We start from the raw sequence: 12806 nt of genomic DNA, 5'->3' as shown, positions 1-12806 counted from the left end.
CTCTTTATGGCTAATTAAAGTTCGCCTATAAAACATATTCTAATAATTAAGCGTTTTTATAACTGGAGCATATAAGTAAATGAAGCGACTACTCGCGTTATTCCTCATCTCTGGCAGTTGTCTTGGTCAAGACTATATTAACCAATACACCAGCCACGCAGAAATGTTAAAACAATTAAAAAAACTGGGTGTTCAAACTCAGCAAATTGGTACTTCACGATCAGGAAAGTCGATAATAGTGGCTCAATTTGGTGATAAAAGCTCACCAGCAATTTTGGTTACTGGCAACGTTGATGGCGATTATTTAGTCGGTACTGAACTTGCGATGCGCCTAATCGAGGATCTAAAATCAGGTAAAGTCACCCGAAATGGTAAAAGTATATTTGTCGTACCTATGCCAAACCCTGATGCCACAAGTTTTATACTGGGTAAAAATGGTTATTCAACGAGCTTTAATGACTTAAAAACAGATGACGATAACGACCTAAAAATTAATGAAGATGGTCCTAATGATCTTAACAACGATGGTTTTATTTCTCAGTTAAGGATCTCAGACAGTTCTGGCCTATATAAAGCTAGTGAACAAGATGCTAGTTTATTAGTAAAAGTTGATCGCCTTAAAAACGAAGCAGGTCAATACCGTTTACTCAATGAAGGAAAAGATGACGACGGTGATGGTAAATTAGATGAAGATGGCTATGGCGGAACAGCAATAAATAAAAACTTTACCTATAACTATGACTATTTTGGTATTGGCTCTGGTATTAATCAAGCATCTGAACCTGAAACGCGTGCCTTAATAGATTTTGTTATCGATCATCAAAATATTTTAATGACCGTTAATTTTTCTAAATACGACAACCTCCATGAAAACTGGTCGGCTAATAAAGTACTGGTAAGTGAATATAAACGTCCACTGGAAGCCTTTGATAAAATGCCTAAAGAAGATGTTGACGGTTATAAATTATTTACTCACCTATGGCAGCAAGATCATAAAGACTGGCAGGTAAAAGCAGAAAACCGTGGTCAAGGTACTTTTCACGACTGGGCCTATTTTCACGGGGGTCGTTGGTCAATAGCCACCAACGGCTGGAATTTTAAGCAAATAACCATTGCCCAATCAGCTGACGTAGAAAAAAATAAAGAGGCTGATGTTGAAAAAAACAAAAACGCTTCTGCAAGCGAAGATACCAAAGAAGCTCGTTTGGTAACTAACGCCAAGGAAAAAAATCTGCAAGGAGCGATTATACCGTGGACAAAAATTTCACACCCAGACTTTGTAGATGAAAAGGTAGAAGTGGGTGGTTTTCGACTTGCCTATTTAAATAATCCTGATGTTGGCGTATTTGCTGAAACTAAAAGTTCGGAATATATTACTTCGCTAACCACACTTTTTCCTGAGCTTAACGTGAGCCAGAGCGTAAAAAAAATAGGTAAAGATCTTTACCGAGTGACCTTAAAAATAAAAAACATCGGCAAACTTCCAACACAAAGCGCCATGGGTAAACTCACCCGTTGGATGCTTCCCGTAAGAGTTCAGTGGAATTTACCCAAAGAACAATTTATTGGTGGTAGCAAGCGAACATTATTAGCGCCTATTGCCGCTCATGGCGATCAACAAGAAATCAAGTGGCTAATCAATACCAAAGGCTTCAATGATGCCTCATTTGAAGTATCTTCACCTGTCATCGATGCGGTGACACAAACCGTTAATTTTGGAGCTTAATCATGAAAAAACTATTGCTCATCTGCATTTTAACGGCCACAGCTTTGTTAACTATAACGGCACAAGCCGCAGACAAACTCACTGGATTACAGGCATTAGGTGCGCCTTTAGACCCAAAGGTAGATATACGCTGGAATCGTTTTTATGACTCAGAAAGTACTATAACGATACTCAAAAAAATAAATAAAGCTTACCCTAAACTTACTCGACTAGAATCTATTGGTCAGTCTTACGAAGGTCGTGATATTTTTGTTATTAAAATTACCAATTATAACAACGGTGATGATACGACAAAACCGGCGATGTATATTGATGGCAATATTCATTCTAATGAGATTCAAGGTACAGAGGTTTCTCTTTATACCGCTTGGTATTTAACTGAGAGCTACGGAAAAGTGAAGTGGATCACCGAGCTACTTAACGATAAAGCTTTCTATATTGTCCCTACAATTAATCCTGACGGGCGTGACTGGTTTATGAAGCAGGCTAATACTGCGCACTCTCCTCGTTCGGGCATGGTACCTACTGACAACGATCTTGACGGTGAAATCGATGAAGATGGTCCAGAAGATCTCAATAATGATGGCCACATTACTCGCATGCGCATTAAAGATAAGGTACGTGGTACTCACAAAGAAGACGAAAAATACCCAGGTTTAATGGTACCTGTTGAAGAAGGTCAAACTGGCGATTACCGCATGTTAGGAGCTGAAGGATACGACAATGATGGTGACGGTCTTGTCAACGAAGATGGTAAAGGGGTTTACGAATATGATCCTAATCGTGATTGGGCCCATGAATGGGAGCCAGCTTATATTCAAAGAGGTGCACGCCGTTATCCTTTTTCATTAAAAGAAACCAGTGCAGTGGCTAAATTTGTTAAAGCTCATCGTAATATTGCTGCCGCGCAAAGTTACCATAATACCGGTGGTATGATTTTACGTGGTCCGGGTAAAGCCAATAACAAATATACCCGTTCTGATATTAGCGTCTATGATTTTATCGCCAACCAAGGTGAGCAAATACTACCCAATTATCGCTACCTCGTCGCTTGGAAAGATCTTTATCAAGTCTACGGTGGAGAATTTGATTGGTTTTATGGCAACAACGGTATTATGGCATTTACGAATGAACTTTGGACATCGGCTAATATGTTTCGCCCAAACGATAAAACAAGCGATAAATTAGGCAATCAAAATCACAATTTCAACAAGCATATTTTATTTGGTGATGCTTTTGTTCCTTGGACTAAAGTAAAGCATCCAATTTATGGCGATATAGAAGTTGGCGGTTTTAAGAAGAATTTTGGTAGAACGCCACCTTCTTTCCTATTAGAAGAAGAAGCACACCGAAATATGGCCTTTACCTTATTTCACGCTTACCATATGCCACAGTTAGAAGTAACTCGTTCATCAACGCGCAAGCTCAGTAATGGTTTGTATGAAATAACGGTTAATATTGCTAATGAGCGAGCAATTCCGACAAGATTATCACAAGACATTAATAATAATTTGTCGTTTGAAGACCGCATATCGATTCTCTCTGATGACTTTTCAATATTAAGTGGGTTAACCGTTATTAGCGAAGGTGCCAACACACATACTGACCACGACTTAAACCCAGCAATGATTAAGGTCGCCACGCTTGCGGGTCACTCAACAACCATAGTGAAATGGATTGTCGATGGCAAAGGGACTTATAAAGTGACAGTAGACTCAGAAAAAGGCGGCAAGCACAGTAAAACGTTTAAGTTTTAACAAAGAATATAAAGGTAATATTCTGCTAATAACATAGTAATGTAAAACCGGCCTCTGTCGGTTTTTTATTAGCCGTTATTTAACACTTCTCCCCTCTAGTGAAGTGCTAAAAATATTATAATACGCCTTACATACGAAACAGCATTGTTGGCATCAAAGCTTAGTCATCTTAAGCTGCTGACTTAATGATTGATCAGTTAATAAAAATTATTATTTCTTAGTCGTTAATACCTAATAATATTTGATAACTTAGTATATTTTCAAAAAATTAAAATAAAATAAGAAGTCTTTTATGAATAATATGAAAAACATCATCACCAGTCTTTTGTTAATCATGGTACTGGCCGCATGTTGTGGAATAGATCCCGCATTAAATACTATTGATAGATTTATTACTAAACAAGCGGTTGATAAAACAAACCCTGCTTGGAAAACAACGTTAAGTAGACCGCCATTACTGAACTTTACCCAAGGAAGAGATTACTTTTGGGAGCTGCAAACAAACCAAGGTAACCTGACCATCAAGCTATTCACAGACTCTGCACCTATGCATGCTTCTAGTACTATTTACTTAACTAAATTGGGTTTCTATGATGAGCTAAGTTTTCATCGTGTTATTCCTGGCTTTATGGCACAAGGTGGCGATCCATTGGGTAATGGCACGGGCAACCCAGGTTATAAATATGATGGTGAATTTAATAGTGACATAGGCCACAGTGAACCAGGTATGTTAAGTATGGCAAATTCAGGCCCAAGCACTGATGGCAGTCAATTTTTCATTACTTTTAACGTGACACCTCATTTAGACGGTAATCATACTGTTTTTGGTAAAGTAGTGACTGATATAGAAGATAGCTTAACTAAAATTGAAGCATTAGGTAGCCAAAGAGGTAAAACTAGAGAAGCGGTCAACATCATTAAAGCGTCAATCCGTATTGCCGACAAAGAATAACTTAATATTAATTCTTGCTGATCACATCAGATTGACCCGTAAGTAATAATCGCTTATTGGTGTTATCGGCAGATCAAAAAATTAATATTCAAGATATGCATCTACGCTTAAAAGCCATGAATAAAACAGTCTTCACCTTGATATAAGTAAACATTATTATGTCTCAAGAAAAATAACTCACCTTTACTAAATTGCTATTATTTATTAACAAATTAAGATAGCCATCAACGTCTCTTTCTGGCCATTTATTGTTCTACATCATATTTTTATTAAAGTTGAGTACTATAATATTTTTTACAATGTATTAACTTAAAGAAAGGTCATTAATGAAAGCAGCTGTTATTCATCAATTCAAAGACAAGCTCGAAATTAAACAACTTGATAAGCCTACAATTTCGAGTCATGAAGTTTTAGTAAAGGTTCATGCTTGTGGTGTATGTCATACCGACTTACATGCGTGTCATGGTGACTGGCCAGTAAAACCTAAGATGCCACTTGTTCCAGGCCATGAAGGTGTTGGAGAAATCGTTGAAGTAGGCGAGCAAGTTAAGCACTTTAATCTTGGTGACCGTGTAGGTATTCCATGGTTATATAGTGCTTGTGGATATTGTGATTACTGCTTATCTGGTAATGAAAACCTCTGTTTGTTACAGCAAAATGCAGGGTACTCTGTTGATGGGAGTTATGCTGAATACTGTAAAGCAGATGGCAACTATGTTGTAAAAATACCAGACGAGATTAGCTATGTAGATGCTGCCCCCTTGTTTTGCGCAGGTGTTACAACTTTTAAAGCATTAAAAGTATCTACGGCTAAACCAGGTGAATGGGTAGCTATTTTTGGTATTGGTGGCTTAGGGCATTTAGCTGTGCAATATGCTGTAGCAATGGGCTTAAATGTCATCGCTATTGATACTGGCACTGAAAAATTGAAATTGGCTAAAGATTTGGGGGCCTCTTTTTGTTTAGATTTCAAGTCTGATGATGTTGTAGCAAGAGTTTTAGCTGAAACAGGCGGCGTTCATGCCAGTATTTGTACCGCTGTTAGTAAAAGTGGCTTTGAACAAAGTTACCAAGTTATTCGTCGTGGGGGTAAGTGTTTACTAGTTGGCTTACCCGCCGAAGATATGCCGTTACCTATATTTGATACTGTTTTAAATGGTGTTAGCGTTGTCGGCTCTATTGTGGGTACGCGTAAAGATTTAGTTGAATGCTTAGATTTTGCCGCTAGAGGAAAAGTTAAAGCGATCACCATTGAAAAGTCACTAGAAGATATTAATGATATCTTTGAAGATATGATCAACGGCGAAATTACCGGTCGAGTGGTTATGAAGTTTTAATCATTTCTATCTAGCTATTGGCATTTGCAACTAACGCTGCGATATCTTTGGTAACTTGAGTTGGAAAATTACAATCACCGTTTATTAGCCCAATAACAGATATATCTAAACTCGATGCATAAAGCACAATTAATCGTTATTAATAAATAAAAAAACCGGCAGATGCCGGTTTTTTATTTTTAACTACATGCGTTATTCTTATTTAGTTATTTATAATCTTCAATAAGATAATAACGAATATCTATTAAAGTGAGTGTAAACGCAATTTATTGAAAAACCTCATCTATTGCAATCACTTCAACATTTTTCGACGGCAGTGCTAACTTGTAACTTTCGATAATTTTATCGGTCGCTAAAAGCTCTGCTGGCTTATCACTGTTATACGTTAACGGTGATACTTGTTCAGACAACAAACGTTGCTTCATGTCTTTACCATCGCCTGAAATGAAAACATAATGAATATCATCTGTTTGTAAGTTTTCTTTGATAACACGATTAACATCATCTAATGATAGTTTTGCAAATTGATCGCGAACGTACTTAACAAACTCTTCTGTTTGATAAAACTCACTATCAAGTGCATAACCTAACTGTTTATCTTGGCTAGCCACTAATTGCGGTGCATAGTTTGTTAAGTAATTACGTGTTGCTTGAAAGTCTTTTTCGCTCATGCCTTTTTCAATCAAGTTGTCCAATTCATACAAAGCGGCACGCGTTGCGAAATGAGCATCATTATTTGAACGTAAAGGACGTAACCACACTTGAAAAATTTGACTAGAACGACCTAAATTTGCATCAGGTTTAGTTTGGTACATCCCTCGTGGAAAATATTCAATATAAGAATAATCTCCATAGTTCATGCCACGCGCTTGACGAATTTGTTGATACAAGTAGCTGTTAGAACTACGATGTTCACCAAAGTATGAACGCACTAACCAAAGTGCCGCCCAGTCTTTATCACTGCGTATAGTATCAATGGGAAAACCAAAAGATACCGCTGTTGATTGCGCACTTTTTTCTATAATTGTCGCATGATGACCTTTTAAAACGGGTGCTTTAGCAATTGTTAAGCGCTTTTCATCACCGACGGGTAAAGTCGCTAAATCTGTCATTAATTGTGCTTTTAAAGCACTAGGCATAGCGCCAGTTATACCTAAGTTTAATTTTGCTTGGGAAAGTTGGGTGTTGTAGAACGCTTTAACATCTTCAAGAGTAATAGCGGCTAAGTCAGACAAATCACCACTATTGTAGTTTTCGTAAACATGCCCTTGATAAAGTTCGCTATAAAGCACCTCTTTACCTAATTCTTCATCATTAGAAGATTTAAGACCTGATTTAATACCGTCAACAAGCTCTTTTTTCAGACGCTTAAAATCGTCTTCACGCCATCCTGGATTTAATAATTGATCGCTAATAAGTTCGTACCACTGAGTAGCATTATCTTTATGCACCCGACCAGTAAATGACATCATTTCTTTATCAAGCTGCGACGAAAAACGTCCAGCTAAAGGGTATAAACCTTTCTTAATATCTTGATAGCTTTTTGTTGCCGAGCCGCCTTGAGTTAACATACGAGCGGTTAAAGCCGCTACCCCTTTTTTACCGGCTGGATCTGCTGCAGCACCGGTATAAAATAAGAAGTTAACATCAATCAACGGTGAGTCATTGGTCTTATCTAATACCGCAAACTGTGGAGTACTCGGCTGCGAATTTTTCATGACTATTTTTGCAACGGCGCCATTTAAGTCAACTTCTTTTTCAAAGTCGGCAATCTCATCTAATGCTGATAAAGTCACTGTTGTGCGATTTTCATCAATAAAGTATTCATTAGCAATACGTTGAATATCTTCAGCTGTAATATTGTCAAAGCTATTATAGAGGTGATTAATCGTTTCGGGATCGCGGTCAAAATGCATATAACTCGCCAATGTTGAAGCGATAGACTCTGATGAATCTAAACTATTAACAAAACTATATTTTAAGTTAGACTTTAAGTTATCAAGTTTTTCTGAAGAAACGAGCTCAGTTCTTACTTGTGCGTAAGTACGGTTTACTGCATCACGAACCGTTGCTAGGTCTTTTTCATCATTCACTTTGATAAATACGTGACGTAAGCCAGCATCTTTTGTTTCAGGGTTGTAGTTAAACATTTGGCTAGCCAACTGCTTATCAACAACGAGTTCTTGATACAATGCTGAGTTATTGGAAAAATACAATTCAGAAATTAAATCTAAAGCCGCGCGATCTTTTTTCTTGGGTTGCCAATTAGCACCTTTATAAGAAACGAGTAACCAGTGACCCGGTAAGCCATCGAATTTTTCATGAACATATTTCGCAGCTTCCTGTTTTGGCTCAGGTGCTATAGTGCTAACAAAATCACCTTTTTGCCAATTTCCCCAATGCTTCTCGACCATGGCCATTGTTGCTTCTGGTTCAACATCACCGACAATTACTAAAGAAACGTATTCTGGCTTATAAAATTGTTTAAAGAACTGTTCACCATATGCAACTTGATCAGGCATTGCTTCTACATCTTCAAAGAAGCCCATAGTGGTATGCTTATAAGTATGAGTATCGAATGCTTCTTTTCGCACCGCCGCTAACAACTTTCGAGTTGGACTAGCATTATTTTTTAAATACTCACCTTTTACCGTTAAGGCTTCTGTTTTAAATTGTGCTTCGGTGTACTTTAGATTTTTAAAGTGATCAGCTTGAATCTCTAATACTTTATCTAAATGATCTTTAGAAAAATCTAAATGATAATTAGTGTAATCGTTGGTGGTGTAAGCACCGTTATCAACACCGGCATTCTTAAATAGATCGGCATAAACAGCTTGCGGAAATTTTTCTGAACCTTTAAACATCATATGTTCAAAGAAGTGGGCAAAGCCTGTTTTACCTACTTCATTTTCATCACGAGAACCTACAGACACGGGGATTTGTACTGAAACAAGATCTGGATAGTCTGTTTTTACCACTAAGACACGTAAACCATTAGCCAACTCTTTGAACAAGTATTTTTGGCTAAAGACTTTGTTTGCGCTCTCTTGGCTTGATTGCTGTGACATATTATTGCCAGAGTCGCTACTGGTTGCCATACAGGCGGATAACGTTAAACTTGCAGCTATGACAGCCGCTAAATATTTCTTTTTCATCATAGTTCCCTTTATTTTTATTGATGTATTTTATGTAACTCTGAGAATTTTTTCATTAAATTTTTCAGGATAAGCCGCTACATCATGTAACAAAATAAGTACGGGTTATAAATAAAGGAATAAAATGGGAAGGCAATTATTTTATGTTTGGGCTGTTTATGTTTAATTGGCGTTTTTTTGCGTATTCTTACTGTAAAGATAGTACTAACAAAAAAGTGCCAACCTTATTTTTGTAGCGCATAATTATTATAAATAACTATCTAAATAATCACACCCATAATAACCACAAATAATAATGATAAGCCATTGCTTGTCTTTTTAGCTTATGACAATATCTTTTGATAAGGTAAAGCGAGTTTATATAGTCCTTTATGCAACTACTTTCTTAAAGCATCAAATGATAACCAAGTTGAACCCACTGCTTTAAAATAGTAGTAAGGTTACGTCTTATTCATAAAAAGCGTTGTGTACTATTCAAACAGACCTGAGTGTTCGCTATACCATGTGTTCGCTGTAAACCAACATGCTCACTAAATTCACATAAATGTTCAGCAATACCGATAGCGCCTGTGAAGATAGTTTCAAAATCCGTATTAAGCTTTAGCTAACTTTCATCATTGATGTGTAACCTCGCGAGGATAGTTGCGCTAGTAGTGTCGATGGCGCCTCGTTTATCATCACCCAGGAGGCGTCCTGTTTCATCAACCAGAGTTAAGTAGTCTTGTAAGCTAAAATAAATACACGCGCCAGTGGATTCTTGATGGGGTTCATTGCCCGTAAAAGGTAATAAGCAGGTCGGTTGCTCACCGGTTATAGCCGCTTTAATGCGTCGTTGAATACTGGTGAAGTCAGACTGCTCTGGGGTAACCGCAATACCTGCTCGTATAGGGTTTAAATCAACATATGCCATACACAACAGTAACGCCGCTTCATCAAGCAGTGCTTGTGATTTAAAGCGTCCTTCCCAAAAATGTCCGGTACATTGGTCTTCTCGGTTAGCTTGTCGGGCTATCGGCTCATTCAATGAGCGCATAAACCAACTGATATCAATTAAACGCTGCTTATACATCTCAACCGTACTTTTAACCGTCGCTAGTTGAAACTTATAAAGCGGTTGTCTGTTCGAATATTTTTGAGTTAATAAGGTCCATTTGAATAATTGATCCCAACGTTGTAATACTTCATCGGTTGACCAGTTTTCTATTGGCTCACTATCAACATGCAAGACGATATGTAAATGATTATGCATGACAGTATAAGCTCAGATATCTATCTAAAATACCTGAGATAATGTAAATAATCGTTTTTCAATCTATCTGCGTCGATACTCGAAACTGACACCCGACTGAATAAAGGTAACTTAAGTCTAGTTTATTGAACGAAAACTGCATAAGTGATTATGGGTGGCCTAATAAGAATTATGAAACCCAAATAATTGACAAAGGCCATTCGTTTAGTTTTAGCTCAAATTGATAGATTATTCACCAGCCAAAAAAGTATTTAATAAAAAACCACTTGAACAGGTAATTAAGGTCAACTCAACGCGTTCTAATTGTTTTTATCACTCATTAGTCTATATATATGATGAATATTATATTTTTTAGCTTATAAAGTGAGACGTACACTACAGATATCAAATAGAATTTACAAATAATTAGATAACTAACTTTTGTACAAAGGAGTGTCACAAATCAAGTATTATTTTATTATTTTTACAGAACCTAAAGTAATAGATTGTTATATATAAGAGAGATGTACAATGTTAAGAAAGTTTTCAATTGGTTCTAGGTTAATTGTGGCATTTAGTTTACTCACCCTGATTTTAGCAATAACTTCTTTTTATTCTATCTATCAAATTAATGTTTTGTCAAAGAAGGCAAGTACAGTTATTGAATTACGTATACCAACAGCTCAGGCCAGTGCAAGTGTATTAAATGGTGTAAATCATGCGCTTGCTGCTTTAAGAGGATGGATATTACTCGGAAAAGATAAATTTAAAATGGAAAGGCAGCTTGCGTGGGAAACAGAAATAAATCCAGCAATAGCTGCATTAGACAAAATGTCAGCCAACTGGACTAACCCTGAAAACAAAAAACGCTTAAGTGAAATGAAATCTTTATTAAAATCATTTGAAAAAGAACAATTAAAGATAGAAAATATCGCTCAATCACCGCAAAATATCCCTTCAATTACTATGCTCTACAAGCAAGCTGTTCCGCAAGCGTCAATAATGTCATATGAAATAACAAAAATGATTGATATAGAGCTCACCTTAAAAGCAACAGAACAAAGAAAATCATTACTGGGCATGATGGCCGATGTTCGTGGCACACTTGGTCTGGGGATTGCTAATATTCGCGGTTATTTGTTATCAGGTGAAGAAAAATATCGCAATGACTTTGAAAAATTGTGGCGTAAAAACCAACTAAGATTTTCAGACTTAGAAAACAACCAAAACTTATTGAATGCTAAACAAAAAGATGCTTTTTCAAATTTCACTATGGCGAAAAGGGTTTTTGATTCATTGCCGCAAAAAATGTTAACTTCTCGTTCTTTAGAAGATTGGAATTTAGCTAACTATTGGTTAGCTAAAAAAGCCGCTCCACTTGGTTTTGAAATTAAAATTATTTTAGAAAAAATGGCACAAAACCAGAAAGAATTACTCAGTAATGACAGTGTAGAGCTATTAGATACCAGTGAAAGTGCAAAAGTAGGCGCTTTAATTTTATTATTGATAGGTATCGCTATTTCTTTTACATTATCTACGTTAATCGTTCGTAGTATTCGTACCCCCATTAAATTGCTATCTCACTCATTAGCACTTGTTGATAAAAATAGTGATTTAACGATTCAAATTCCCAATAATGGAAACGATGAAATTTCGAATGCAATAGTAATCGTTAATAAAATGCTAGCAGCATTTAGAAATTCATTGGAAAAAGTCACTGATGCGAGCAATCAAATAGCGATATGCGCTGAAGAAACGTCTGTCATATCAACACAAATTGAAAAATCCATTCAAGACCAAGCAGGGCAAACAGAATTAATAGCGACAGCAATTACAGAAATGGCAGCTACTGTAAAAGATGTAGCTCAAAGCACGTTAACGACGTCTGATGCTTCAAGTGAAGCAAAAATTTCTGTTGTAGATGGTTCTGAAATAATGCAGCAAACGATTTTAACCATTAACAAGCTAACTGATAAAATTGATGGTACTAGTAGTACTATTTTTGAATTAGAGCAAAGCAGTAACGAAATTGCGAGTGTCCTAGAGGTAATTAACTCAATTGCAGACCAAACGAATCTCCTCGCATTAAATGCCGCGATAGAGGCAGCTCGAGCAGGTGAACAAGGACGTGGTTTTGCTGTGGTGGCTGATGAAGTAAGAGCTTTGGCAGCTAGAACGCAACAATCTACCGGTGAAATAAGTACTATTATTACTAAACTACAAACTAAGTCTAAAGAAGCTGTTGCGTCCATGAAACATAGTCAACAACAAGTAAAAGAGGTTGTCGTTAAAGCAGAAAATGCTGGTAATGTACTCATTACAATTTCTGACTCCATTGCGAATATAAATGAAATGAGTAGTCATATTGCTTCAGCGTCTGAGCAGCAAGAAGTGGTCACTGAAGAAATTAATATCAGTATTGTGAGTATTAACGATAAAACACATGAAAATGTTGAAGCAATTGTTCAAACATCAAAAGCAGGGAATGAATTGTCTGAACTATCAATAAATTTACAAGTGTTGGTATCAGAATTCAAAATCACTTAATTTTAGCTAATTAATTAGAAATAACTATGCCACCCATAATAACCACAAAAAATAATGATAAGGTAAAGTGAGTTTATATAGTCCTTTATCGCAACTACTTTCTT

General features: G+C 36.6%; 7 protein-coding genes. 5 read left to right on the top strand and 2 right to left on the bottom strand.

The window, feature by feature from the left end; genetic code table 11:
* Positions 1–79: 79 nt before the first annotated feature.
* The 4 genes from H4J66_RS19760 (at position 80) to adhP (ending at position 5772) form a co-directional block, all read left to right on the top strand.
* Positions 80–1726, top strand: a complete 1647-nt coding sequence (locus H4J66_RS19760) for a M14 family zinc carboxypeptidase (RefSeq protein WP_182176618.1) — start codon at positions 80–82, stop codon at positions 1724–1726.
* A gap of 2 nt (positions 1727–1728) precedes the next feature.
* The gene (locus H4J66_RS19755; protein ID WP_182176617.1) at positions 1729–3483 is read left to right on the top strand and encodes a M14 family metallopeptidase; all 1755 of its coding nucleotides are present in this window, start codon (positions 1729–1731) and stop codon (positions 3481–3483) included.
* 292 nt (positions 3484–3775) lie between these two features.
* Entirely contained in the window at positions 3776–4435 is a 660-nt protein-coding gene (locus tag H4J66_RS19750) for a peptidylprolyl isomerase (RefSeq protein WP_182176616.1), read from the top strand.
* 326 nt (positions 4436–4761) lie between these two features.
* Complete coding sequence (gene adhP / locus H4J66_RS19745; protein ID WP_182176615.1) at positions 4762–5772, top strand: alcohol dehydrogenase AdhP; 1011 nt, start codon at positions 4762–4764, stop codon at positions 5770–5772.
* Between the two features lie 266 nt (positions 5773–6038).
* Here adhP and H4J66_RS19740 read toward each other — a convergent pair whose 3' ends face one another.
* Positions 6039–8927: a pitrilysin family protein gene (locus H4J66_RS19740; protein WP_182176614.1), complete on the bottom strand. Its 2889-nt coding sequence runs from the start codon at positions 8925–8927 to the stop codon at positions 6039–6041.
* A gap of 604 nt (positions 8928–9531) precedes the next feature.
* Positions 9532–10176 (bottom strand): transposase, encoded by a 645-nt coding sequence (locus H4J66_RS19735; protein ID WP_259369195.1) that lies wholly within the window; start codon positions 10174–10176, stop codon positions 9532–9534.
* 510 nt (positions 10177–10686) lie between these two features.
* Between H4J66_RS19735 and H4J66_RS19730 the strand changes: the two genes are divergently transcribed.
* On the top strand, positions 10687–12702 hold the full coding sequence (locus H4J66_RS19730) for a methyl-accepting chemotaxis protein (protein WP_182176613.1): 2016 nt from the start codon (positions 10687–10689) through the stop codon (positions 12700–12702).
* The last annotated feature ends 104 nt before the right edge of the window (positions 12703–12806 follow it).

The sequence above is a fragment of the Colwellia sp. MB3u-55 genome, from assembly GCF_014076785.1.
GTDB lineage: Bacteria > Pseudomonadota > Gammaproteobacteria > Enterobacterales > Alteromonadaceae > Colwellia_A.
The sequence above is the reverse complement of the archived record's forward strand: the minus strand, read 5'-3'. Positions and strand labels throughout refer to the sequence as shown.

Bases quoted from the DNA above. Each gene is read 5' to 3' on its own strand.
- H4J66_RS19760 (WP_182176618.1), top strand. From the start codon at position 80: ATGAAGCGACTACTCGCGTTATTCCTCATCTCTGGCAGTTGTCTTGGT.
- H4J66_RS19755 (WP_182176617.1), top strand. From the start codon at position 1,729: ATGAAAAAACTATTGCTCATCTGCATTTTAACGGCCACAGCTTTGTTA.
- H4J66_RS19750 (WP_182176616.1), top strand. From the start codon at position 3,776: ATGAATAATATGAAAAACATCATCACCAGTCTTTTGTTAATCATGGTA.
- adhP (WP_182176615.1), top strand. From the start codon at position 4,762: ATGAAAGCAGCTGTTATTCATCAATTCAAAGACAAGCTCGAAATTAAA.
- H4J66_RS19740 (WP_182176614.1), bottom strand. From the start codon at position 8,927: ATGAAAAAGAAATATTTAGCGGCTGTCATAGCTGCAAGTTTAACGTTA.
- H4J66_RS19735 (WP_259369195.1), bottom strand. From the start codon at position 10,176: ATGCATAATCATTTACATATCGTCTTGCATGTTGATAGTGAGCCAATA.
- H4J66_RS19730 (WP_182176613.1), top strand. From the start codon at position 10,687: ATGTTAAGAAAGTTTTCAATTGGTTCTAGGTTAATTGTGGCATTTAGT.